This is a genomic window from Bacillus sp. TL12 (assembly GCF_022625245.1).
Lineage (GTDB): Bacteria > Bacillota > Bacilli > Bacillales > Bacillaceae_G > Bacillus_A.
This window is the reverse complement of sequence record NZ_JAJJBY010000008.1, coordinates 107,317-131,768: the sequence shown is the minus strand read 5'-3', so window position 1 is coordinate 131,768 and position 24,452 is coordinate 107,317. Positions and strand designations below refer to the sequence as shown.

Genomic DNA, 24,452 nt, shown 5'->3' with positions numbered 1-24,452 from the left:
TGATATGACTAATCCCATAATGGTGTACTTATCCCAACTGACGTTTAAATACTTTACTGGCGAAGAAGTAAGCAATGACCATGATGCCGACGCACCAGGCAAGTGCGATCCAGATACCGTTGCCAACAGACCCTTCATACAAGAGAGCACGAATTGTATTCACTATTGAAGTCACGGGCTGATTCTCAGCGAACGCACGGACAATTGTAGGCATGGTTTCGGTGGGGACAAAGGCCGAACTGATAAACGGCAGGAAAATCAGCGGGTACGAGTAGGCTGTCGCCCCTTCCATAGACCTTGCTGTCAATCCGGGAATGACCGCCAGCCATGTCAGCGCCAACGTAAATAGCCCGAGTATCCCAGCTACCGCGAGCCAATCTAGGATATCAGCGCTGGAACGGAAGCCCATCAAGAGGGCGATGAGGATAACCACCACGACAGTAAGCGCATTGGAAACAAGCGAGGTCAACACGTGAGCCCACAATACCGACGAGCGCTTGATGGGCATGGTAATGAAACGCGCCATCAGCCCGCTCTTTACATCCGTAAACAGCCGCAGTGAAGTGTAAGCGACGCCGGATGCGATAGTTATCAGCAAGATTCCCGGCAATAAATAATTGACGTAGTTGTCCGTGCCTGTCTTTATGGCGCCGCCAAATACGTAGACAAACAGCAGCATCATCATAATCGGCGTAATCGCCACCGTGATAATTGTATCCGGGCTGCGCATAATGTTGCGCATTAAACGTCCTAGTAATACCCCTGTTTTACTTTTCATTTACATCTCCTCCTTTTTGCCAATGATCGCGAGGAAAATTTCCTCCAATGTCGGCTGCTTCTCGATGTACTCGACTTTCGCTGGCGGGAACATCTCTTTGAGTTCGGTAAGGGTACCGGTCGTGATGATTTTTCCGCTATGCAGGATGGCGATACGATCCGCCAGTTGTTCGGCTTCCTCCAGATACTGGGTCGTCAGCAAGATGGTCGTGCCACCGCCGGCAAGCTCCTTGACGGTATCCCAGACTTCAATCCGCGCTTCGGGGTCAAGCCCTGTCGTCGGTTCGTCGAGAAAAATGACTGCTGGCGTCCCGATCAGGCTCATGGCGATATCAAGCCGGCGCTTCATCCCGCCGGAATACTGGTCTGCTCGGCGGTTGGCCGCATCAGTCAGGCTGAACCTTGCAAGCAGATTGTCGGCGACTTGAACGGGATTGGAAACTCCCCGCAACTTGGCGATCATCATCAAGTTTTCTCGTCCAGTGAGCATGCCGTCTAAAGCTGCGAACTGCCCTGTCAAGCTGATGCTCTGGCGAACATGATCCGGTTGACGCTGGACATCAAAGCCGCAAATACCTACTTCGCCGCCATCGGACTTCATCAGCGTCGAGAGGATGTTGACCGTCGTTGTCTTGCCTGCTCCATTTGAGCCCAGCAGTGCGAAAATCTCGCCACGCTGCACCTCAAAATCCACCCCCTTTAAGACTTCCTTGTCTTTAAAGGATTTTTTTTACCCTTTTACAGAAATCGCTGCATTGCTCATACTTTTTTCCTCCTTATAAAAAGCGCTTTGCGGAGCTAGATTGCCTATACTCTTCTATTTAGTCTTACTGATAATCTGTATTACTTATTACCAGGTTAAAAATATAACTGAATAGCGAAGGCGGCAATTCACATTTGTAACCAGCTAATCAGTCGGTATTATCTATTGAATTTATTTTTTTCTCAATCGCTTCATGATACTTTGATTCAAATCTTCACGATACTTGGCGACATAGGTTTTAGCGTTTGCCACTAGTTCGTCAGCAAAGGACGCTACGTCGTCCCCAGTGATTTCTAGCACTTGTCTACCTTCCGCCGCACCGGCTTCGAACAACTCGATTAATTCATACTGTATGTGCAGCATATCCATCCCGTTGCCCGCTGAGAAATTCCACATGTAGTTTTGAATTTTCTTAAATACGAACTGGTAGTCCTCTGGCAGGGCTCCAACCCGTGCCATCATCATTTTGTACTCTTTTTTATCACCAATCATTTTTTTGAACATTTCCATCATATTATTTTTCCTCCTTTTTTATAAAGCTGAACAAGACACTCCAAAAATATCGGACAGAATATCTTATGAAGCTAGATTGACTTTAAGACGTTAATTTTCGATGATACAAAATCCCATTTTTCCCAAAACAATTCAAGTTCCTGGCGGCCAGCCTCATTAAGTGAGTAAAACTTGCGGGGCGGCCCCATATCTGACGGTTTCTTTTCTATATTCACAAGTTTTTTCTTTTCTAATCGCACGAGGATGGTATATACCGTCCCTTCCACGACTTCGGTAAACCCAAGCTCGTTCAGGCGACGGGTAATCTCGTAGCCATAGGTTTCATGGCGGCTGATGATTTCCAGCACGCAGCCTTCCAGCGAACCCTTCAGCATTTCAGTTAAATTTTCCATGTTCCGATCCTCCTTTACCTCCTCTATTTTGTCTGACTTATATTCAGTATAACAGAGTACTGAGGGAAATTTTTACTGAATAGATTTTAGGAAATTATGCTATTCAGTATTACTTATTACATGTATATTATAACACTGAGTAAAAGGTGTCAAATATTTTTCTTAAAAATATTTTTACAACCTCACTATTCAGTGGTACCAGTATCTAGTGTGACATATTACATGTATATCGTAATACATAGTAGTCGGATTGTCAACTGGATTTTCTAAATATTTTTAAAACCAGCTATCCTCATTAGATACAGCCGAGTTTCTTTATGGGAGCTTTTACTTCCTCCTATGCTTCTTTCACAATGATTACACCGTGAATCATTCCCATCCAGTAGCTATACATGTAGGCTCCCGATTTCTTTGGTATGAAAAAGACGAGGTTTTCTCCTACTTCCAGTGATCAATTCCTTCCGAAGAAATGCTAAAGAGTATTTCCGAAATGAAAGAAGAACTTCGTAGATCTATGTCCTTAATAATCTCAGCAGAAAAGTAAATGTTTATGCAAGGTGTGGGGACGTTTTTCTTTTTGGGTTCACGGGAGCTTTAGTAAAGTAACTGAGGATTATTCTATTTCAAGCATCAAAATGAAACATCATTATTATCTCTATACACAAAAAGCAAATACATTGTAGTAGTAAATGAAGTCATTTGTAGTACAACAAAAGGATAGAACAAGCAGAATTTCTCTGTTTGTTCTACCCTCTTCTTTTTATCTATATAATGTTGCACATTATATAATTATTCTTGGTATACATATACCAAACGCACATCCCTTGATTCTAAATAAAAAAAGTTGGTCAGGCTCTACTTATTATGTAATGAATTATTTAGAGAATTCAAACATTTTATTCCATAACGTATTAAAAAATATAGAACTATCTCTTACACTTGTAAACCACCACTCACATTTAATACCTCACCTGTAATATAAGAAGCATACTCTGAAGCGAAAAAGGCTGCTGCATTTGCGATATCTTGCGGCGTTCCAATTCTTCCAACTGGAATTGCACCAACCATCTTCTCTTTCACTTTATCTGGTATTGTTTTTGTCATATCTGTATCCATAAACCCTGGACAAATGGCATTACAAGTAATCCCAAATCCCCCCACTTCTTTCGCTGCCGTTTTTGTTAATCCAATGACACCTGCTTTCGTTGCAGCATAATTCGCTTGCCCAATATTCCCTTCCCTACTAATCGAAGAAATATTGATGATACGTCCAAATTGTTGCTGCCTCATATAAAGAAGTGCCGGTTGCATACAATAAAACACACCTGTTAAATTCACTTGCATGACTTGCTCCCAAGCTGATTTCTCCATTTTATGTAACATCGCATCTCTTGTAATCCCAGCATTATTCACTAAAATATGTATCCCACCGAATGTTTGAACCGCATATTCAATTAATGATTTTGCTTCGTTTTGATTACTCACATCACATGCATATACACTTACTTCATATCCTTGGTCTAAAAACTCTCTTGCTGTTTTTTTTAACTTCTCCTCATTGACATCACTGATTAACACCTTTGCACTTAATTTTGCAAAAGTACAAGCAATTTCCTTCCCTATTCCTTGTGCAGCTCCTGTTACAACAGCTGTTTTCCCATGTAAAAAGTCCATTACTCTCCCCCATTTCTATTACTTATACTGTATATTTCGGCTTTATGCTTTCCAAATCCTTTTTGTATAAAAAAGTCTATTTGTGTCAAACTAAACTTGCAATACAGCATAAACACAAGGAGATTGTGTCGAATGAATAAAAAGAACCCAGAACGAAACAAAATTTCTGATGGCATCGATGTAGAGTTTTCTCGTGAACTCGCTGATCACGATGACTTAGAAGCAAACGCACGTGCTGACGCCGCCGATGCACGTCAAAAACGCCAGTCTAAACAAAAATAAGGGACTATCTCGCCCTTATCCTTTTTTCACTTGGGACCTACTACTACCCATAAAAATGAAATAAACCGAGATGATTTCTCGGTTTATTTCCAATATTTTTTGATATAATGCGCAAAAGTAAGGAGTGGAAATATATGATAGTAGCTATGGTAGTGAATATAAAACCCACCTGATAGCCCTATGCCTGTAGGATAATCTTGATTCCGATTTAGATGTGCGAGTAAATAAGAAATCCCATTTCGAATGGCAGGTGTTTCCGTATCATAAAAAGCAATAAGTGCATCTAGTGCCCATGCCGTTTGTGATGGTGTACCAAATGGTAACGCAATAAATTTCTTTTCTATACTACTCCTGCAAGACTCGCCCCACCCTCCATCGCTATGTTGAATACTCTCTAACCAGGTAGCTGCTTTTTGTAAAGCCGTATGATTAGATGGAACACCTACAGCACGTAAACCTGTGAGGGCTGCCCAAGTACCATATATGTAACACACTCCCCATTTCCCATACCAGGATCCATCCTTCTCCTGCGTTTGAATTAGCCAACGAATCGCTCGATCTTTTGGGTCACCTTGTAACTCGTTTGGAGCGTATGTTCCAAAAAACTCCAACACTCTACCTGTAATGTCTGACGTAGACGGATCCGTAATCATATCCCCTGAGTTATCAAGAGGTAAATGTGTTAAAACTTTACTTGTTACACCTCTTTCAAAAGCTGCCCAGCCCCCATCAATATTTTGTAATCCCTTGACCCATTCAATTCCTTTCTTCCAAACTTTTTCTATCCTTTGATTTTCTATTCGGTTTCGCGCTAACGCTCTAAGTGCAGCTGTCGTATCATCAATATCAGGAATTGTCGTATTAACATCTGAAAATCCCCAACCTCCAGCATCAAGTAACGGGGCATGCACACTCCAGTCTCTTTTCTCTTTATGTTGTTTTTGTAGTAAATAACCTGTTGCTTTTTGAATCATTTGGTTATCATGTGGTACATGCGCTTCTTGCAACGAATAGCTTAGTAAAGCTGTATCCCACACTGTAGATGGTGAATTTTGAAGATGGGTTCCCTTATCCATATTCCATATATAAGTTTTCAATCCTAATACTGCATTTGAAATAAGCGGTGACTGAATGGAGTGTCCCAGTGCGAGCAATGCATAAATCATGTAAAATGTAGCACTCGCATAACTATATAATGTTCCATTTATATCAATCCGCTCAATCATAAAACGCTCTGCTTCCCTGTCCCCTTTATGATGCAAAGTTAAGGGGTATGATAAAAACTTCTTTACATCTCCAAGTAGCGTTTGAAACAATGGTGAACGTTCTTCACGGAACCACTGCTTTTTACTCTCGCCTGAAATGTAATCTAGATTAGGAAGAATTTTTTTAGACACAGTAAATCGTTTATTCATACAAATCATCATCGGGATGAGGTGAATACGCGCGGAACTACTTAGCTCAAATATACTAAGTGGGGAATCTTCAGGTAAAAATAAAATAGGCGTTGGAAAGTGGAATAAGGAAGGGTATTCATATCCTCCATGAAGCGCTAATAAAAACTTCGTCATAAAGTGGGCCTTTGTAACCCCACCCTGCTTCCGAATAAACGCTTCTGCACGTTTCATAATTATATCTTCTTTCGTATACATTTCAGAAGCAAGTAAAGCCGCATATGCCTCAATGGTCGTCGATAAATTACCAACATGCTCATCTTCATAGAGCTTCCAAGTTCCTTCATCTGTTTGAAGAGCTACTAGTCTTGCAACAAACGGCTCTATTTCTTGCTCTTGACCTAATAATTTAAGCAAAAAAATCATATGACAATCTGTTAATGGTGAACCTTCAAAACAAAATCGCCACGCACCATCTTGATGCTGCATTGTTTGCAGTGCAGTAAGTTTCCTCTTAACTTCCTCACGTACTTTTTCATGTAATAACACCCTTTTCACCCACCCTTTCTAAATCCGTATACGATATTCCACTTCGCACGTAATTATGTATAAAACAAATATAAGCAGAATATGTAAATACACATTCTGCTCACAAGCAATACCCAATTCCAACAACAATTCCTAAAATAGCTCCGACAACTACCTGATACGGCGTATGTCCGACAAGCTCATTTAATTTCTTATACTCTGTTTGTCTACCATGAAAAAAGTCATTTAAAATCTTTGCCTGTTTACTTACCGCAAGTCTCACTCCTGAAGCGTCGTACATGACGATAATGGCAAAAATGGCAGCTACAGCAAACACTGCACTTGTAATTCCTTCTACCACTCCAACTCCTGTTGCTAACGCTGTAACCGTTGAAGAATGAGAGCTTGGCATTCCTCCAGAAGCAAAAAATTGCGCGAAATCAAATTCCCTCGTCTTTACTAACTTAAAAATAACTTTCGTTAATTGCGCCAAAAACCAAGCAATTACAGCTGCCATAAGTGGATCATTATGTAAAATTGTTTCCATATTTCCAGCTCCCTACTTGCAGTAATGGAAATTCTATACTTATAAGTATAAAGAAAAAAGCGTAGAAAATACTACGCTTTAGGATACTTTTACTGATTTATTCTTCAAAAACTTCGGCTGCTTCCGTAGTAAAAACTTTGTTTTTGCCATTGAAAACACAAATAATGCAACCCAAATAAAGAAAAATGCAACCATATGAGCTGATGTAAAATGTTCATGAAAAATAAACACACCTAAAATAAGGTTAATGGTCGGCGAAATGTATTGTAAAAAACCAATCATATATAAAGGAATCAATTGCGCTCCTTTTGCAAAATAAAAGAGCGGCACAGCAGTAACAATACCTGCTCCCATTAAAAGTAAAGTTGAAACAGGCGAAATCGATCCAAATGAGCCAAATCCATGCTCACCACTCATAAACAAGTAAATAACCGCAAGCGGCGTTACAATCATTGTTTCCATCGTAAGACCAATCATTGCATCATAGTTTAATAATTTTTTCGTTAGTCCATACAATGCAAACGTCAATGCAAGTGACAGCGCAATCCATGGAATCGTTCCATATCGGAATGTTAAAATGATAACGCCAATTCCAGCTAACCCTACCGCAACATACTGCCAAAAATTCAACTTCTCTTTTAATACAATTGTCCCAAGTAAAATGCTCACAAGTGGATTAATATAATATCCTAGACTGGCTTCGATAATATGATTGTGATTCACAGCCCATATGTACACGAACCAGTTTCCGCTAATTAAAATAGAAGCAATTGTTAATGAGATGAATAATTTAGGACGTTTAAAAAGACTCAACAGTTCTCCCACAAATTGCCCAAACCGCTTTGATATTCCTAAAATAAACAACATAAAAACAAAAGCCCAAACAATGCGATGTGCTAATATTTCTTTTGCAGGAACCTCTTCAACCCACTTCCAATAAATAGGGAGAACGCCCCACATCATATAAGCACCAGCCGCATATAAAATCCCTTTCTTTTGCAGTGCTTTTTGACTCTCCATCTTCCCTTTTCTCCTCTTCTCTTTTTTCTCTTCATTATAAGGGGTACCTTTAAACCTTTACAAATATTCTTCCCCTATCTTTTTCGACAATGTAATTCCTTTTTCAAAAAACTTACTTATTTTTAATATTACATGCTTCAGAACCTAGCAGAAAACAGCTAACTTCCTTTTAGAATTATCATAGAATCCTAATTTGTAGCACTAGTAAACTTAAATTACCCATAAAACATATGAAGTGATGACAAGAAGAAGTGGTATACCAATTTTAAATTTATTTTTATGAGTTTTATGGTGAAAAACATACATTCCAATCCACGTTCCGATTGCTCCCCCTGCTGCAGATACTAAAAACAATGTACTCTCAGGGGTACGCCATTGTTTTTTCACTGCTTTACGTTTATCAAGTCCCATCATCGAAAAAGCAACAACGCTCATACACAATATATACATACATTTTACGAACATTATTAATTCTCACATCACTTTCTTTTTTTAATTCTCTCTACAACAATAAGTTTTTTATTTATATACAAATAAAAATCGCTGTAGACAGTAAAGAATTACTTGTAAACAAGCTATCTTTTCAGCCTACAGCTGTTATTTCAATTATTTATCCCGCTATTCGCAGGTAGTAAAAGCTAAATTGATGAGAGCTAATAACCAACCTTAGGGATAGTTGTTACACTTTATACGCTATTTCTTTTTCTTATATTACTATGCTTTTTAGCATACACAAAATAAACCAAAATACCTATCATAATCCAAACCATAAAACTGATTAACGTTACTTGAGAAAGATTTAAAGCTAAATACATACAACTTATTATTGACATGATTGGTAAAAAAGGAACCAATGGTGCACGAAATGGTCTTTCTATATTTGGGTTTGTTTTACGCAGTACAATTACCGCAATAGATACAAATATAAAAGCTGTTATTGTTCCTATATTCACTAAATTCGCCAATAAATTCAAATCTAAAAGCCCAGCTAAAAGTGCTGCGAGAATTCCTGTAATCCATGTATTAAGGAATGGTGTTTGGAAACGTTTATGCACACTTGAAAGCTTCTTTGGAAGTAATCCATCACGACTCATTGAGTAAGATATCCGTATAAAAGCAAACATGGCTACTAAAAGCACTGTAGTTAAACCAGCAATGGCTCCTACTGATAACAAACCTGCAATTTTATCCTCTCCTACAATACGTAATGCATAGGCAACTGGATCAGCTACATTCAATTCAGTAAATGGTACCATTCCTGTTAAAACAAATGAAACACCAATATAAAGAATTGTACAAATACATAACGATACAAGAAGACCAATTGGAACATTGCGTTGTGGGCGTTTCACTTCTTCAGCTGCTGTAGCAACTGCATCAAAACCTAAAAAGGCGAAAAACACAGTAGCCGCTCCCCCAATAACACCGTGAAATCCAAACGGAAGAAATGGTTGCCAATTCTCTGGTTTTACATATTGTCCACCTACAATAATAAATCCTAAAATAACAGCAAGTTTAATAATAACCATCATATTGTTAATACGCGCACTTTCTTTCGCACCACGACTTAATAAAAATGTAACAACTAAAATAATAAAAACTGCAGGTAAATCAATGATTCCACCTTGCCCCATGCCCGGTGCCGAGGCAAAAAGAGTAGGAATTTTAATATGAAATCCTAGAAGTAATGATTGAAAATAAGCGGACCACCCAGCTGCTACGGCCGAGGTTGCTAATAAATACTCTAACATGACACACCAACCAACTATAAAAGCAAAAATTTCTCCTAATGTAATATATGTATAAGAATATACACTACCGGACACTGGAACAGTAGAAGCAAATTCAGCATAACAAAGTGCCACACAGGCACAAACAATTGCAGCCAATACAAAAGATAGAACAATCGCTGGGCCAGCATGTTTCGCCGCCACAATACCTGTTAGTACGAAAATACCAGTTCCAATAATTGCCCCAATTCCTAAAAGAGTTAAGTCAAATGCTCCTAACGTTTGGTTCAATACCCTTTTCTTTTCTTCATTCATTTCCTTTTTAATTAGTAAACTCATTGATAGAAACCTCGCTTTCAATATAATCTCTTATTAAACAACCTCTTCTATTCCTTTTTAGGGTTTTATAATTACTATTTTTTAATAACTATAAACTTCACCTTTTCCATATTTCACATTTTGAAAACACAAAATTCCAAAAAATATACATTTAAAATTCCCTATACAATATTCTTTCAAATGATGCATCACTGAGAAACAGGATTGAATTTATCATATAATTAATTCAATTGTCAATAATAAGACCACTCATTTTAAATGGATAATTATGTAACAAATCGTGTTATTTTACAACCTCAAATCATTACATTTCAATTATTACCAGGATTATCTCTTTATTTATTTTTCTAATATTAATTTTTTATTCACTATCCCCTACAAGATACATATGCTCGTAACTATTTCATAATTGAAATTATTTTTGTGAAATAAAAATAATAATCATTTGGTTGTATCTTAACTCTATTATTTGGATGATTTGAATTTCAAATCTTAAATTTATTTTTTATTATTAATTCAAAAAAGAAATTTTTTGTTGCTATATAAAATTCATATTAGTATAATAAAAAACGTTGTGAACATAACAATTTTAAAATTCAGAATTTTCTATGTAACATTATGGTATTTTTAAGAATTATTTCGATGGAGGTTTTAAGTTGGCAAATAAAGCACCCTTTTCTCGTATCCTTATAATCGGACTTATGTTATTTGCACTGTTTTTTGGTGCTGGAAATTTAATTTTTCCAGCTATGTTAGGACAAGCAGCTGGGCATAATGTATGGATTGCTACTGCTGGATTTTTAATTACAGGAGTAGGTCTTCCTTTGTTAGGCGTTCTAGCATTTGGCATTTCTGGTAGTGATGATTTACAAACATTAGCGAATCGTGTTCATCCTTGGTTCAGTGCTGTGTACACATTTATTCTCTATTTAGCAATTGGTCCGTTATTTGCACTCCCTAGAGCTGGAAGTGTTTCTTTTGAAATAGGTGTAAAACCATTTTTATCTAACGGAACAGAAACGGTTGCATTACTTATTTTCACAGTCATTTTCTTTAGTATTACATGTTGGTTCTCGTTTAATCCGGCGAAAATTGTAGATGTTGTTGGCAAACTTTTAACACCTATCAAACTTACATTCATCGGGATTTTAGTAGTTGCAGCGTTTGTTCAACCAATTGGTCCTATTCAGGCACCTACAAAAGAATTTGTAAACAATTCTTTTTTTAAAGGTTTCCAAGAAGGCTACTTAACAATGGATACACTTGCATCTTTTGTATTCGGCATTATTATTATCAATGCTATAAAAGAGAAAGGTACTTATGATAAAAAAGAAATAGTGAGCGTTTGTGCAAAGGCTGCTGGTATTGCAGCAATTGTATTAGTAATTGTTTATACTTCACTTTCTTATATGGGAGCCGCTAGCGTATCTAAACTAGGGCATTTAACAAATGGAGGAGAAGTATTAGCTAAAGTAGCTAATTATTATTTTAGTTCTCTGGGCAATTTATTATTAGGCTTAATGATTACTGTTGCATGTTTAACAACAAGCGTTGGACTTGTAACATCATGCTCTTCATACTTCCATAAAGTATTCCCTAAAATATCTTATAAAACATTTGCTGTTATGCTTTCTATTTTTAGTGCATTAATTGCAAATCTTGGTTTGACAGAATTAGTTGCGATTTCTGTGCCAGTACTTACAGCGATATATCCACTAGCAATTATGCTAATTGTTTTAACATTTTTGCACCCTATATTTAAAGGTAGAACAGAGGTATATCAATGGAGCTTACTCCTAACTTTTGTCGTTAGTTTGTTTGATGGACTAAATGCAGCAAATATACCTATTCAAACAATTAATGTTATTTTTTCTAAAATTCTTCCTTTATATGATGCAGGTTTAGGTTGGATCTGTCCTGCATTTGTTGGAGGGTGTATCGGTTACTTCATTTATGTATTTCGAATGAAATTCATTACCAGTACTCCGAAAACGAATCATTAAAAAACCATGCAGATAAAGCTCTGCATGGTTTTTCCTAATCTTCCATGTCTATTTCCGTATTGTTCTTTTCCACATGTTCATTACGCAATTCTTCTTCCTGCATTTCCATCGAAATCATCGCATGATAAATCTCTGGATATAATCCAAATATTTGATACACACTTCCTAAAAATGGCACCTGAACCCCTCTTTTCAAAAATAGTATTGGCATAATTAAGGGTTCCCTATCTTCATTCTATACATTCGTTTTTGTGTCTTGTTCCTCATCTTGAACATGTAATACATGTTGCCATTTTTTATAAGGTGCACTATTTGGATCTACATAGCCTTTCGCATGCGAACGGTCCCATAGTTGTTTTACAAACAACTCTGCTTCTTTCTTTGCTACCATTTCAGCACCAGTTCCATAATAATCTTGGAAATAAACTAAAATTTCATCAAGAAGTAACCGTAACAATTCATCTGATGTTTCCTCTAACGTTGGATCATACTTTGCCTCCCGATCATACATTAAAATAATATCTAAAATATTATGGACATGTTCTTTTCTAAGCCATCTTACATCTTGTGCACCTAACACAAAAGCTTGCGTGTACAAATGTCCGCCTTGGAGCATTGCCTTTTCTTGTTCTTCTTCAAAACGCGACAAAATATTTTCATAAATAAATGGATTATGAAGCAATGCACGGTGCAATTTATAACTTTCACTTGAAATATTTTTCCCCATGGACTGTATTAAGAAGCTACGCCCTACACCGTTATACTGATAGACAAATTGACCGTCGACAGCGACAAGACTAATCCACCGGTACATATATGCATAAAGAAGAGCACGATTACATTTATCATAATCTAATTTTGTTTGCGTCACATTTAAGTCCGGCATAAAGGCTGGTAAGTGCCAATATTTATCTAAATGCGGTGTTAAATTCGATTTTTTGATATTTAATTTATTCACACGGCGATAATACGATTGAAAATAATCACCTTTATCATGCATAAAACCATTTGCGATATGACCAGAAGAAAGCTTAGGAAAATCTTGCAATGACAATCCATAATGCGCTCGGTAACAAATTACCTCAAATTGCGAAAATGCTTCATTCACCGTATCTTTTTCTTGGAATATTTCTTGCAAAAGTTCTTCTTGTAATTCTTGTTTTAGCGAAGGATGTATACCCCAATATTGTAACTCTCGATGATGAGCTACTTTCGGAATAAATGGACTTGCTAAATGAAAGAGGTCTTCAATTTTTTCTCTTACATATTCATTACGATCACGTTTTTTAAAGTCAGCTTCTTTTCGTAATGCTTCAATAATATTGAGTTCTAGTTTGTCTCGATATCGAACTTGGAGCTCTGAATAACAATACGTTAAAATATGCTCTCGATAAAAATCTTCTACCTTCTTCGATTGACTTTCTTCTGCTTGCGCATCACGGCAATATTCCCCGTACAAACTCATATAAATCTCCGCTGATATATCCTTTGGAAGTACACCTAAATTTAAATGTTGCTGCATATCTTGCCATATTTTTTCTTGTAATTTTTCATCTGCTAACACATATACATTTGTCGGATTTGTTTTCCCTTCAAATTCTTTACTCCGTTTTTGAATTTCAAATAGTAAGTTTTCACGTGTCTCCTGTAAGTTATCAAAGAATCTTTCCCAATGTTGAATCATTTTGTTTACAGCTTGATATAGTGATTGATAAACAAGTTCAAGTAACATTTCTTTACGATATTCATTCAACTTATGCACATATTGTGTGACGATATCTTCGAATTCTTTTCGGAATGTACGCTGCTGATTGTAGAACATCTTTCCAAACCACCCTTGCTGCTGGGCAAGTTCAACGCGGCGTACCGCTGTTACTGTACCATCAATATTACTTACATTAAATTTCTTATCGTAATTTTGAATTAAATTGCGCTTCTGTTCATTATTCTCATGTAATCGATTCATTTTCTCGACTAATTGCTTACGAATCTCATACAACATAAAACGAGCGGCCACTGGGTGAACAGCTTCCGTTTTCTTTAGAAACCATGTATTCAGTTGGTATGACTGTCCCTCTGATCCACTTGGTGTATAGCGGTCTGATTCAATCATGTCGTATAAAAGTGTCGTCACATGCTCATGTACGCGGCTTGGTATCGCATAAGCATACAACCGAACAGCATGATCAACTCTTGCCACTTCTCCCTTCATTTGCTCCATTATTTTAAGCTTTGCGGCATATATTTTACATTCATGCTGCAACCTATTTAACTCTTCGTCTTTTTGTACAGTACGATGTACATAGCTTTCAACTGCTTCTAAAAACAGCTTTGATTTCGCAACTCCAACCTTCCCGCCTTCAGCTCCTTCACGCGTTTCATTATACATTTGTCGATAGAAAATATGCGCTTGCTCCGGGCGAGTGGCAAGATGCTCTAAATCTTCTAAATAACTCTTTCCTCGCTCTGGTTTCTCACGCTGCATACCACGACGAACATCTTGTTCATACCGTTGTTTTTTCTCTTGAAACAATTGATCTAAATGTAACCACGATTCATCTAATCCTTGCACCGCCCATTTTAAAGCACAATATTTTAGTACATGCTCATACGGATAAATGAGCTTTGCAGTTCCAGCACCGCAATAACGCGCTTTCCCGTTTGATTCCGCCAATTGCTGAATTTGATTATCTTCTTGTGCGAAATGACTTGTAGACATTGGACTAAATAACTGTAAATAAATCGTATTTGTCATTTGTTCCATGTAATCTGATAGATTGTGTAAATGATGACCATGTAAATTCTCATAATCATATAAGAAACAATAATTATATGGTAAATGATGCTCTTTAATTGTATGATTCGTTCTTCCGTCTTCATCTACTTGATCCGGACGATACTCTAGTTCAATTGTTACACCGCCCCGTTTTGATAATTCACCTGTTGAGCCAAGTGTAATCGCGTGTAGTTCTTTTAATGACGCATAGCCATTCGCCTGCACAGTTTCAAATTCTTTCGCACTAACCGTGCGCGTTTTCACCAGTGCATCTGGCATTAAAAACGCACCGCGTATTAAAATGTTATGATGCTGTAATTTTTTTCGAAGCATCTCGCGTAGATACAATGCAATTTGTAAAAACATCCCTGAACCAGTACCACCAGCTAATGATGTAACGATAATAACACGAACACCATACTCTGTTTGATCACTTGTAACCGGAAAAATCTTTTCGATTTCTTGCCAAAAAGCAGTCAATTTATCTTCTTTCATCGCCGCCCGAAGAGCTAAACGTGAAATCACACGAAGTTGACCAGCTCCTTCTGTTAACGGCTTATCAAGAATAGTAGGATCCATTGGAAACCATTCTGGAATCGTTGGATCCCCCGCAATATATTCCCTGGGCGTTTTACTAGAGCTCGTTTGTGTCTTAAACTTACGAATGTGTTCAAATTTACTTAATGTATTCACGTCTGTATCAAACACGTGCATCGCTACCTTTTTACGTCGTTCCTCTGGCAATCTTTCATATATTTGATGTGTAACAGTGCTCCCGATTCCACCTAAACCAATTAAAATTGTAGGAACTTGTAATGTCATGTGAACCACCTTCCTATTAGTACGTATTCAAAAAGGAGGATCTTTACCAAACTTTTTGAACTTCCCATTAAAATATACGTTTAAAAAGGAGGATAAAGAGAGCCGAGCAGTTCGAGGCGCAGAAGCCAGGAGGATACGGAGTGTAGCTAACACTACATGAGTACCGGACTGGCGATGCAACGACGAAATGCGAAAGCTATCTTTACCGGACTTTTTGAACTTCCCATTAAAATATACGTTTAAAAAGGAGGATAAAGAGAGCCGAGCAGTTCGAGGCGCAGAAGCCAGGAGGATACGGAGTGTAGCTAACACTACATGAGTACCGGACTGGCGATGCAACGACGAAATACGAAAGCTATCTTTACCGGACTTTTTGAACTTCCTATCATTCACATTCGTATCGATAGATTTCCTTTCCATACCCCCGATCAATCAATAAAATCTCATTCGGATATAATGTCTTATGCTCATTTCCGACCTCTTCCTCTGTTATAAACATACCGTCAATGATCATACCAATCACTTGTGATTCCTTTGCTACAAATACAGACTTCGAACCTTTTTTCGCTATAAAGGTTACGGATTGTATCGTCTTTCGTTCTGCTCGAAATGGAATACCAAAATAATGTTTCCACCATTTATTTTTTAATAATTCTGGTTCTGATTGATAAAGCCAATCTTGCGCTACCTCTTGATCCCATTCGTAGTACAACATTGCTTTCCGATGAAATCTCGGCCGAACAATCCATCCTAAAACAAGAATTGTAACAAGCAAAAACAGTAATGCAACTGGAATTACGAATTGAAAAATTATCGCATAACGTTCCCAAAATGGTGCATTTTGAATATGAAACGAAATCGTTTTTTTCACTTTTTGTAACCTTGAATCGTTTATAGTGATGGTAGCTTCTATGGTGCCGGTATCTGTAAAATTGAATGTATCGGAGTAATAAGGACGAGGATACACATAAATTTGATTGTCATGTTGCCGCAGTTCGTAGTTGATCGATTGATGAGATGTGACACCAGTAGATTGCAATAGCTTCTTTACTTCCCCTTCTGCCATTGGTTCACCATTCAGTAATGGCTGCAACACAAATGGTTTGCTTTTTTCTAAATTCGTCACCTTTTCTTCATAATCTTTCGTTATAATCTGCAAAGATAATTTTGCCTTTGGCATCGGATCAATTCGGAACTCTCTCGTTTGCCTGTAAAACCCTTTTATATTCATATGAATTTTTCCGCGTACTGGCTGTTTTCCAACTTGCGTTTCATAGTAAAATAGTTTTCTTTTATTATCCCATTTCATTGGATGCTGTTTTCCATCTAGTTCTATTTCTGCTTGGAAATAAGAAGATTGAATGGGTAAATCCGTCGGTTTCGCTTCAATCACTGCTTTCGTTCCCTCATACATTTTCTCTACATTTTTTTTCGATTCATCCTCTTTATCATAAGTAGAAACGGTATAATCAAGTGCTGGTTCGACAAGTACTTTCAATCCTTCTTTCACAATATCTCTATCAATTTCTAACGTATATGTCCCTGGTTTCATCACTTCACCGTTCGTAGCAACAATATGTGTAATACCTCCATATAATTTCGATTCTCCTGGTGCATGAATTGAAAAAGACGATTGTACTGCTAATGGTTTAGAAAGTTGTTCGATTTGATATTGAGATGCATTAGAAGATTGTTGCACAAGTGTCATTCTTTTTAATGGAAATGGTGTAGTAACCTCTAATTTATTGCCTGATATACTCGTTTTCACAACAGATTCAACAGAAGAAAATGGATCTCGATTCGCAATCAGAGCCGCAGCCTGATTTACACTCTCAATGACCCCATCTTCCCCGCTTGTCGGCATGATAATACCATTTATTTCTTTCTTCCAAATTTCTTTGAACGTATTCATCTGTTGTTTCTCTTGCTGTCCTAGGTTCTCTTCCATTGTTATTAAAACTGGATGTAATGATATTTTTTTCGCTTCCATTTCTTGTTTAAATCCCTTTAGTTTCTGCGTGATTTGCTCTTTACCACCAGTTTTTTCTTTTTCTAATTCATTAAATGCCCCGTCAGTTAATACAATAAGCCAAAATTCACGTTTTCCATTTATGTCCGCTTCCTTTTTAATAGATTGCATTGCGATCTCTACTGCGCTAAACGGTGTATTTAAATAGTTCTTCCATGCCCCAATTTGATTGATCTCTGTTTGCCTTTTTTCATTTGTTAGCATAACATTTAACGCTTCAGTAGGACGACTCATTGGAACATATGAAAATCTATCTTTTTCATCTAATAATGCAACTAAACTTTGCAAAGCATAATTGGCATATTTCCAGCGATCGTTATTTCGCATGCTGCCAGAATCATCATATACAAGTGAAACGACCCTTTCTTTTGCCTCCTCTCCTTTTGCAAAAGTAAAAAAAGGATTCAAACATACTAATAGAAAAAAAATGAATGTGGCACAGATTCGAATCTTCATGATGAGGCTTCGCCACCTTTGTAGACAAATTCCTATGTTTAAATTTATGAAAAGAAACAAGATATATGACTTGTATTTTAGGACAGCAATCACGACATAATCTTATTATGTAAACAAAATTTAAAATAGAAACATTCCTTTTCGTATTTTCTACCTGCATATCTACCTTATTATTTATACGCAAAGAAAAAGTCTATTTTGAAATAAACATCTCAAAACAGACTTTTCAAACTGAAAGCTCTCGTAAAAAAGTTTGATTTTTTTATTTAGCACAGCACTTCAATTTGCTGCAACATATATTGTATCGTTCCATGCAAAGTAGCCGTAACACCTGTACGAACTGTATCCTTTTCAAAAAGTGTAACATGCCCAACTTGGACTCCTTGTACATCCGTTATCGCATTATACAAACCTGTTTCATAGTTACCTATTACAGCCCTAAGATCTCGTAACCGTTTCTGTTCCATAACTTCTCCTTAAATCAAGAATTTTCTTATATTTTATCATACAAATAAAAAAACACGCCTATAAAAGCGTGTTTCTATTGTTTCACGTATACTTCAACAATTGGGTTATCTCTACGATCCGCATGCAGGCGAATATTCTCTTCGCTTGTATGATAAATACTTGCTAATAACATAACTGTTAACAAATTGGGGATTTCTCCATCACTTCCAAATTTCCGTTCAAGTACCTCTTCATATTCAAAATCCAAATCTCCTTGTATATATGTATACACTTCAAATCCATCTGCTAAATCACAAACAATCCTATCGATAATATCTGCCCCTACTTGCTTTTCCATTTCACTACGAAGGGCATTTGTAAATTCACCCCAAGGCACTTCATATGTTTGAAATTGATCTTTAGGTTCCATATGTCCCACTCCTTTTTCACATACACTCTCCCCTTATCTTTTCCCTTTCTCGTAACAATTATGAGACTTAGGTCAATCGTACAAGCCGCACTTGTCCCGATGACATATCGTATTACTGTAACACGGAAGGAGGAAAGAACGTGCATCGTCAAAAATGTTTTAATACTTGCCGACGTTATTTTGGTAAAGTTGTACGAATTGAAGATCGCGATGGTTATATTCATCTAGGTAAAATAGTTGACGTAACAGATGATTCTGTTTGGATTGAGCCGATTCATCGTCCATCTTTTGATACCGGTTTTGGATACTATGATGCATATGCAAATGGCGGCTGTGACTTTTGTGGTGGATTACGTCGATGTAACCGTTGTGGATTTGGTTTTGATAGAGGTTGCCGTGGCGGTTTTTGCGGCGGCGGTGCGATTGAATTAGCTTTCGGGTTTATTTTTGGTATTGCTTTAGCTGGGTTATTTTTCATCTAATATATAAAGGAGCTGACTGCATTTTCTAGTCAACTCCTTTTCAAAAATAACGCGATATAATAATCCTATTATACACAAATACACACAGCAGATCTTTGGGTCTGCTTTTTATTTTTCACAAATAAATACACGGTGCCCTAAAATATGTTGGTACATTTGTAATACTTGCTCGTGTTGTACCCATGCATCATACAATTCTACTGGAATAAAATGTGACAGATTCCATTCTGGCTGCTCTATTTGGCCTGCAACCGTCTCAGCAATCGTTCCTCCACCTACTATTGTTATCCTTTGGAAGTTTGCTATTTGAAATACATCCATCCATTCCTTTTCTGTTTGTAACTCTTTTATTCCATATAATTGTGTTATTTTATCCTCTTCTTCTTTTGGTAAATGTTTCTCAATAATCATTTCAATCACAATAAGCTTCCCGTTCTTTCGCAAGACACGATAACATTCTGGAATCGCCCGCTCTTTCTTTGTAAAAGCAAGTACAGATTCTCCTAATACAAGGTCGAATTGCTCGTTCAAAAACGGCAACTGCTCCACATTCCCTTTAATCAGCCCAATAGGTAATTGTTCTTGTAACCATCTATTTTTCGCCTTTTGAATCATAATCTCATTATTTTCAATTGCCGTCACATTGTAACCAAATTGTTTTTTCATATAAGCTGCTGTACGCCCTGTTCCACACCCTATTTCAAGCACATTTGCTTCACGATGTAATGGCAACTGTGCCAATACCTTTTTTGTTAATGTAAAACCACCAGGGTGTGCACTCCCAATTCCGTAATAAGCTAAAAAATCAATATACACGTTCCGTTTCATAGGATTCTCCTTCATTTTTTCTACAATAGCTATATTCATAAACATAAAAAACGGTGCAAAATAAAAAAGCATTTCTAAGGACCACCTTAGGAATGCTTTTGTCTTTACTACTTACTGTTTTCCTCTGTTACATAAGCCCACTTAAAGCTGTATTCTGGACTGATGTTCTGTTTTACGACTCCTTTTACGTTTGGTTTCATTACATACGATCTAGCATTTTGATATAACGGTACAAGCGCTACATCTTCTTCCAGTAACAATTTTTCAGCCTTGCCTAACTCTTCCCAACGTTTCTTCGCATCCGCCATTAACTCTGTCTTACCTTTGTTAATCATTTCATCGTATTTTGGATTTGAGTAACTCATTTGGTTTTGAGAGTTTGTTGATTCGAACATATCTAGGTATGTCATTGGGTCCGCATAGTCTGGGTTCCAGCCGCCATATGAGAAATCGTAATCTTGATCAGATTCTAATTTCAGTTTTTGTTTAAATGGCTGCATTTTAATATTAACTGTTACACCTTTTAAATTTTTCTCAATTTGATCTTTTACATATTCTCCAACCTTTTTAGCGTTACTTGTATCATAGTTTAAGAACTCAAGTGTCACTTGATCTTTACCAAGCTCTTTCTTCGCTTCTTCCCATGCTGCTGCTGCTTTTTTCGCATCCGGTTTCAACCCATTTTTAAACGTTTCTTGGAAATCTTTACCGTCAGGACCAGCCGCTAATCCTTTTGGTACTAAATAATCCGCGGGTTTAGAACCATCATTTAAAATTACATTTGCTAAATCCTTTTTATTAATGGACAATGCAATTGCTTCACGCAATTTTTTGCTCTTTAATGGTGTATCTTGGTTAGCACGTTTTTGGTTTAAACGTAAGTAGAATGTACTTGGTTCTGAATATGTTCCAAACTCACCTTCTTTATTTCTATATTTATCAACAAACTCTCCACTTAATAAAGTAAAGTCAACTTGACCACTATCATATAAATTCACACGAGTCGCTGCATCTTTTACAACACTATAGTTAATTTCTTCTAGTTTCACATTCTTTTTGTCCCAATAACTATCATTTTTCTTCAGCTTCCAGCCTTCTTCATGCTTCCAATCCGTTAGAACAAACGGTCCATTATAAACTACTGTATCAGATTCTAAACCATATTTATCTCCTTTTTCTTTTACGAATTTTTCATTTAGTGGATAATACGATACAAATGCCGTTAAGTTTAAGAAATATGGAGTTGCTCTTTCCAGTTCTACTTCAAGTGTGTAATCATCTACAGCTTTTACACCTAGTGTAGCTACTTCCGCTTTCCCCTTATTAATAGCTTCGGCATTTTTAATATAGTATGCAATAAATGCGTACTCTGCAGCCGTATTTGGATCTACCAACCGTTGCCATGCAAATACGAAATCTTTCGCCGTTACTGGATCACCGTTTGACCATTTTGCATCTTTACGAAGTTTAAATGTATATTTTTTTCCATCCTCACTCTTCGTACTAGATTCTGCGACAGCTGGGATTGGCTTATTATCTTTATCAAGACGATATAATCCTTCCATTGTATTCCCCAAAATTTGTGACCCAAGAGTATCTGTATTTTTTGAAGTATCCATTGTTGGAATTTCGTTTGTTTCTGTACGATTTAGTACTTGTTTTGCTGCATATTTAATATCCGATTTTTTCTCTTCCTCACTATTAGACGTTGTACTTGTCTTCTTATCCCCACCTGATCCAGAGCATGCTGTGAGTGCCATGCTTACTGCTAAAACTGGTGCTACAACTGCTGTTAATTTTTTCACTTTTTTCATTTGTATACCCTCCCTAATTTATATGTACGATGATACTCTTGAGAGATTTTCTGATATCCATCAAGTTATCAGAAGATTCTTATTAATTAATATTCTACTATTTTTTCCGAGTTTGTAAAGTTTCTTTTTAAAAATTCTGAAAATATTTTTTCTATAATAATTCGCTTTTTAATAGTAGTATTACAAGATTCTCCCCATCTACTATATGAGCCTCAAAACCTTCTTATTCTTTTCTATTTTTTTTAAGTGCTATTATATATGCCTCTTTCTCGTTATAAATCATTTGAATGTAAAACATTCCTTTACTTTTTTCTTCCACTCTTGATCCATTCAAATTGATAAACTAGATTCTTCCCATGAAAAAGCCTCTCCAAAAGTGGTGTGCTTACCTCTGGAGACGCTTTTCTAAAGCTTATTATTTTCCGCCTTTCTCCTCTATATACGCCCATTTGAAGCTGTACTCTGGGCTAATATTATGTTTTACAATTCCTTTTACATTTGATTTCATTACATATGCATTGCCTCTTTGATATAACGGAACCATTGCTACATCTTCTTCAAGTAATAATTTTTCTGCTTTTCCTAACACTTCCCAACGTTTTTTCACATCAGACAATAATTCATTTCCTGCTTGTTTAACCATTTCATCGTATTTTGAATTAGAATAACTCATCTGGTTGTACGGACTCTTCGTTTCAAACATATCAATAAATGTCATTGGATCCGCATAGTCTGGACTCCATCCAGCATATGAGATTTCATAGTCTTGCTCTGTCTCTAATTTTAACTTTTGTTTAAACGGTTGAATTTTCGTATTAATTGTTACACCTTTTAAATTTTTCTCAATTTGATCTTTTACATAATCAGCAACTTTTTTCGCTGTTCCATCATCATAACTTAACAATTCAATTGACACTTGGTCTTTACCAAGTTCTTTTTTCGCTTCTTCCCATGCTGCCGCTGCTTTTTTCGTGTCTTGTTTTACACCACTTTTAAATGTCTCTGTAAAATCTTTACCATCTGGACCTTTTGCTAGTCCCTTTGGTACTAATTGGTCCGTTGGTTTCGATCCGTTGTTTAAAATAACATTTGCTAAACCTTTTTTATCGATTGATAGCGCAATCGCTTCACGTAATTTTTTACTCTTAAGTGGTGTATCTTGGCCTCCACGTTTTTGATTTAAACGTAAGAAGAACGTACTTGACTCTGCATACTCACCATATTCCTCTTTATTAGATTTATATTTATCAACAAACTCTCCCGATAATAACGTAAAGTCAATTGCGTCAGTATCATATAAGTTCACTTTTGTAGCTATTTCTTTTACAACACTATAATTAATTTCTTCTAGTTTCACACTCTTTTTATCCCAATAATTATCGTTTTTCTTCAACTTCCACCCTTGCTCATGCTTCCACTCAGACATTACGAATGGTCCGTTATATAAAACTGTATCCGCCTCTAAACCAAATTTATCTCCTTTTTCTTTTACAAACTTTTCATTTAATGGGTAGTATGATGCGAATGCCATTAAATTTAAAAAGTATGGAACAGGCTTTTCTAATTCTACCTCAAGTGTATAGTCATCTACCGCTTTTGCCCCTAATGTCGATGCATCTGCTTCTCCTTTATTAATCGCTTCTGCATTTTTAATATAATAAGCAATAAATGCATATTCAGCTGCTGTTTCTTTTTCTAGTAAGCGCTTCCACGCGAATACAAAGTCATGTGCTGTTACTGGATCACCGTTTGACCATTTTGCATCTTTACGAAGCTTAAATGTATATTTTTTACCATCCTCGCTTTTCGTACTAGACTCCGCCACAGCTGGGATTGGTTTATTATCTTTATCAAGGCGATATAGACCTTCCATTGTATTACCTAGAATTTGCGCCCCCAATGTATCTGTTGATTTTGAAGTATCCATCGTTGGAATTTCTTGATTTTCCGTACGATTTAATACTTGCTTTGCTGCGTATTTTATATCGGATTTCTTCTCTTCGCCACTATTAGACGTTGTGCTTGTCTTCTTATCCCCACCTGATCCCGAGCATGCCGATAATGCCATACTCATTGCTAGAACTGGTGCTACAACTGCTGTTAATTTTTTCATCTTTTTCTTCTTCATTTGTGTACCTCCCTAATTATATGTACGATGATACCCTTATTAGTTTTCTGATATATTTGTATTATCAGAAAATTCTTATTAAATAATATTCTACTGTTTTTTTAAGTTTTGTAAAGTTATTTTTTTAAAATCTTAAAATATTTTCTACTATAATGACAATATCTTTCGGTTATATTACTGTGCAAAATTTTCCCATTCACTATTTAACAGCACAACACTTCTTACTCTTTATTTAAGTTCCTATTAAAATTCTTTATATATGATTTCTCCATCAAATA

General features: G+C 36.6%; 21 protein-coding genes. 3 read left to right on the top strand and 18 right to left on the bottom strand.

Going from position 1 to position 24,452, the window contains the following annotated elements; genetic code table 11:
* Window positions 1–28: 28 nt before the first annotated feature.
* The 5 genes from LOK41_RS10310 to fabG all read right to left on the bottom strand — a co-directional run bounded on the left by LOK41_RS10310 (window position 29) and on the right by fabG (window position 4,119).
* On the bottom strand, window positions 29–778 hold the full coding sequence (locus tag LOK41_RS10310) for an ABC transporter permease (RefSeq protein ID WP_241816380.1): 750 nt from the start codon (window positions 776–778) through the stop codon (window positions 29–31).
* Window positions 779–1,471 carry an ABC transporter ATP-binding protein gene (locus tag LOK41_RS10305; protein ID WP_241816379.1) on the bottom strand — a complete coding sequence of 231 codons (693 nt, stop codon included), beginning with the start codon at window positions 1,469–1,471 and terminating at the stop codon, window positions 779–781.
* Window positions 1,472–1,711: 240 nt separating this feature from the next.
* Window positions 1,712–2,053 (bottom strand): DUF1048 domain-containing protein, encoded by a 342-nt coding sequence (locus tag LOK41_RS10300; RefSeq protein WP_174101433.1) that lies wholly within the window; start codon window positions 2,051–2,053, stop codon window positions 1,712–1,714.
* 71 nt (window positions 2,054–2,124) lie between these two features.
* Window positions 2,125–2,445: a PadR family transcriptional regulator gene (locus LOK41_RS10295; RefSeq protein ID WP_033796096.1), complete on the bottom strand. Its 321-nt coding sequence runs from the start codon at window positions 2,443–2,445 to the stop codon at window positions 2,125–2,127.
* A 933-nt stretch (window positions 2,446–3,378) separates the two neighbouring features.
* Window positions 3,379–4,119, bottom strand: coding sequence for a 3-oxoacyl-ACP reductase FabG (fabG, locus tag LOK41_RS10290; protein ID WP_241816378.1), 741 nt, complete (start codon window positions 4,117–4,119; stop codon window positions 3,379–3,381).
* 132 nt (window positions 4,120–4,251) lie between these two features.
* On the opposite strand from fabG, the gene LOK41_RS10285 reads away from it, so the two are divergent.
* The gene (locus LOK41_RS10285; RefSeq protein ID WP_241816377.1) at window positions 4,252–4,401 is read left to right on the top strand and encodes a YfhD family protein; all 150 of its coding nucleotides are present in this window, start codon (window positions 4,252–4,254) and stop codon (window positions 4,399–4,401) included.
* A gap of 83 nt (window positions 4,402–4,484) precedes the next feature.
* Here LOK41_RS10285 and LOK41_RS10280 read toward each other — a convergent pair whose 3' ends face one another.
* From LOK41_RS10280 to LOK41_RS10260, 5 genes are all read right to left on the bottom strand, one after another.
* Window positions 4,485–6,344 (bottom strand): terpene cyclase/mutase family protein, encoded by a 1,860-nt coding sequence (locus tag LOK41_RS10280; protein WP_241816376.1) that lies wholly within the window; start codon window positions 6,342–6,344, stop codon window positions 4,485–4,487.
* Between the two features lie 100 nt (window positions 6,345–6,444).
* Window positions 6,445–6,870 carry a divergent PAP2 family protein gene (locus LOK41_RS10275; protein WP_241816375.1) on the bottom strand — a complete coding sequence of 142 codons (426 nt, stop codon included), beginning with the start codon at window positions 6,868–6,870 and terminating at the stop codon, window positions 6,445–6,447.
* Between the two features lie 78 nt (window positions 6,871–6,948).
* Complete coding sequence (gene rarD, locus LOK41_RS10270; protein WP_241816374.1) at window positions 6,949–7,890, bottom strand: EamA family transporter RarD; 942 nt, start codon at window positions 7,888–7,890, stop codon at window positions 6,949–6,951.
* Window positions 7,891–8,100: 210 nt separating this feature from the next.
* Complete coding sequence (locus LOK41_RS10265; protein WP_481748801.1) at window positions 8,101–8,340, bottom strand: DUF1294 domain-containing protein; 240 nt, start codon at window positions 8,338–8,340, stop codon at window positions 8,101–8,103.
* Window positions 8,341–8,576: 236 nt separating this feature from the next.
* Window positions 8,577–9,959 (bottom strand): APC family permease, encoded by a 1,383-nt coding sequence (locus tag LOK41_RS10260; RefSeq protein ID WP_241816372.1) that lies wholly within the window; start codon window positions 9,957–9,959, stop codon window positions 8,577–8,579.
* 656 nt (window positions 9,960–10,615) lie between these two features.
* Here LOK41_RS10260 and brnQ point away from each other — a divergent pair.
* The gene (brnQ, locus tag LOK41_RS10255) at window positions 10,616–11,962 is read left to right on the top strand and encodes a branched-chain amino acid transport system II carrier protein (RefSeq protein ID WP_241816371.1); all 1,347 of its coding nucleotides are present in this window, start codon (window positions 10,616–10,618) and stop codon (window positions 11,960–11,962) included.
* Between the two features lie 34 nt (window positions 11,963–11,996).
* Here the strand turns inward: brnQ and LOK41_RS10250 are convergent, their stop codons facing one another.
* The 5 genes from LOK41_RS10250 to LOK41_RS10230 form a co-directional block, all read right to left on the bottom strand.
* Window positions 11,997–12,140 (bottom strand): phosphonate ABC transporter permease, encoded by a 144-nt coding sequence (locus tag LOK41_RS10250; RefSeq protein ID WP_241816370.1) that lies wholly within the window; start codon window positions 12,138–12,140, stop codon window positions 11,997–11,999.
* A gap of 57 nt (window positions 12,141–12,197) precedes the next feature.
* Window positions 12,198–15,560 carry a tubulin-like doman-containing protein gene (locus tag LOK41_RS10245; protein ID WP_241816369.1) on the bottom strand — a complete coding sequence of 1,121 codons (3,363 nt, stop codon included), beginning with the start codon at window positions 15,558–15,560 and terminating at the stop codon, window positions 12,198–12,200.
* A 385-nt stretch (window positions 15,561–15,945) separates the two neighbouring features.
* Complete coding sequence (locus LOK41_RS10240; RefSeq protein ID WP_241816368.1) at window positions 15,946–18,045, bottom strand: vWA domain-containing protein; 2,100 nt, start codon at window positions 18,043–18,045, stop codon at window positions 15,946–15,948.
* 266 nt (window positions 18,046–18,311) lie between these two features.
* On the bottom strand, window positions 18,312–18,512 hold the full coding sequence (locus tag LOK41_RS10235; protein WP_241816367.1) for a P1 family peptidase: 201 nt from the start codon (window positions 18,510–18,512) through the stop codon (window positions 18,312–18,314).
* Window positions 18,513–18,586: 74 nt separating this feature from the next.
* Window positions 18,587–18,922, bottom strand: a complete 336-nt coding sequence (locus LOK41_RS10230; protein ID WP_241816366.1) for a hypothetical protein — start codon at window positions 18,920–18,922, stop codon at window positions 18,587–18,589.
* Between the two features lie 140 nt (window positions 18,923–19,062).
* On the opposite strand from LOK41_RS10230, the gene LOK41_RS10225 reads away from it, so the two are divergent.
* A complete protein-coding gene (locus tag LOK41_RS10225; RefSeq protein WP_241816365.1) occupies window positions 19,063–19,404 on the top strand; it encodes a hypothetical protein in 342 nt (113 codons plus the stop codon).
* Window positions 19,405–19,512: 108 nt separating this feature from the next.
* On the opposite strand, the gene LOK41_RS10220 is transcribed toward LOK41_RS10225, so the two are convergent.
* The 3 genes from LOK41_RS10220 to LOK41_RS10210 all read right to left on the bottom strand — a co-directional run bounded on the left by LOK41_RS10220 (window position 19,513) and on the right by LOK41_RS10210 (window position 24,174).
* Window positions 19,513–20,304, bottom strand: a complete 792-nt coding sequence (locus LOK41_RS10220) for a class I SAM-dependent methyltransferase (RefSeq protein ID WP_277818567.1) — start codon at window positions 20,302–20,304, stop codon at window positions 19,513–19,515.
* A gap of 35 nt (window positions 20,305–20,339) precedes the next feature.
* Entirely contained in the window at window positions 20,340–22,046 is a 1,707-nt protein-coding gene (locus LOK41_RS10215; RefSeq protein ID WP_241816364.1) for a peptide ABC transporter substrate-binding protein, read from the bottom strand.
* A 415-nt stretch (window positions 22,047–22,461) separates the two neighbouring features.
* The gene (locus LOK41_RS10210; RefSeq protein WP_241816363.1) at window positions 22,462–24,174 is read right to left on the bottom strand and encodes a peptide ABC transporter substrate-binding protein; all 1,713 of its coding nucleotides are present in this window, start codon (window positions 24,172–24,174) and stop codon (window positions 22,462–22,464) included.
* Between the last annotated feature and the right edge of the window lie 278 nt (window positions 24,175–24,452).

Coding starts and splice junctions, on each gene's coding strand:
- LOK41_RS10310 (WP_241816380.1), bottom strand. CDS start 778: ATGAAAAGTAAAACAGGGGTATTACTAGGACGTTTAATGCGCAACATT.
- LOK41_RS10300 (WP_174101433.1), bottom strand. CDS start 2,053: ATGATGGAAATGTTCAAAAAAATGATTGGTGATAAAAAAGAGTACAAA.
- LOK41_RS10295 (WP_033796096.1), bottom strand. CDS start 2,445: ATGGAAAATTTAACTGAAATGCTGAAGGGTTCGCTGGAAGGCTGCGTG.
- fabG (WP_241816378.1), bottom strand. CDS start 4,119: ATGGACTTTTTACATGGGAAAACAGCTGTTGTAACAGGAGCTGCACAA.
- LOK41_RS10285 (WP_241816377.1), top strand. CDS start 4,252: ATGAATAAAAAGAACCCAGAACGAAACAAAATTTCTGATGGCATCGAT.
- LOK41_RS10275 (WP_241816375.1), bottom strand. CDS start 6,870: ATGGAAACAATTTTACATAATGATCCACTTATGGCAGCTGTAATTGCT.
- rarD (WP_241816374.1), bottom strand. CDS start 7,890: ATGGAGAGTCAAAAAGCACTGCAAAAGAAAGGGATTTTATATGCGGCT.
- LOK41_RS10265 (WP_481748801.1), bottom strand. CDS start 8,340: ATGTATATATTGTGTATGAGCGTTGTTGCTTTTTCGATGATGGGACTT.
- LOK41_RS10260 (WP_241816372.1), bottom strand. CDS start 9,959: ATGAGTTTACTAATTAAAAAGGAAATGAATGAAGAAAAGAAAAGGGTA.
- LOK41_RS10245 (WP_241816369.1), bottom strand. CDS start 15,560: ATGACATTACAAGTTCCTACAATTTTAATTGGTTTAGGTGGAATCGGG.
- LOK41_RS10240 (WP_241816368.1), bottom strand. CDS start 18,045: ATGAAGATTCGAATCTGTGCCACATTCATTTTTTTTCTATTAGTATGT.
- LOK41_RS10235 (WP_241816367.1), bottom strand. CDS start 18,512: ATGGAACAGAAACGGTTACGAGATCTTAGGGCTGTAATAGGTAACTAT.
- LOK41_RS10230 (WP_241816366.1), bottom strand. CDS start 18,922: ATGGAACCTAAAGATCAATTTCAAACATATGAAGTGCCTTGGGGTGAA.
- LOK41_RS10220 (WP_277818567.1), bottom strand. CDS start 20,304: ATGCTTTTTTATTTTGCACCGTTTTTTATGTTTATGAATATAGCTATT.
- LOK41_RS10215 (WP_241816364.1), bottom strand. CDS start 22,046: ATGAAAAAAGTGAAAAAATTAACAGCAGTTGTAGCACCAGTTTTAGCA.
- LOK41_RS10210 (WP_241816363.1), bottom strand. CDS start 24,174: ATGAAGAAGAAAAAGATGAAAAAATTAACAGCAGTTGTAGCACCAGTT.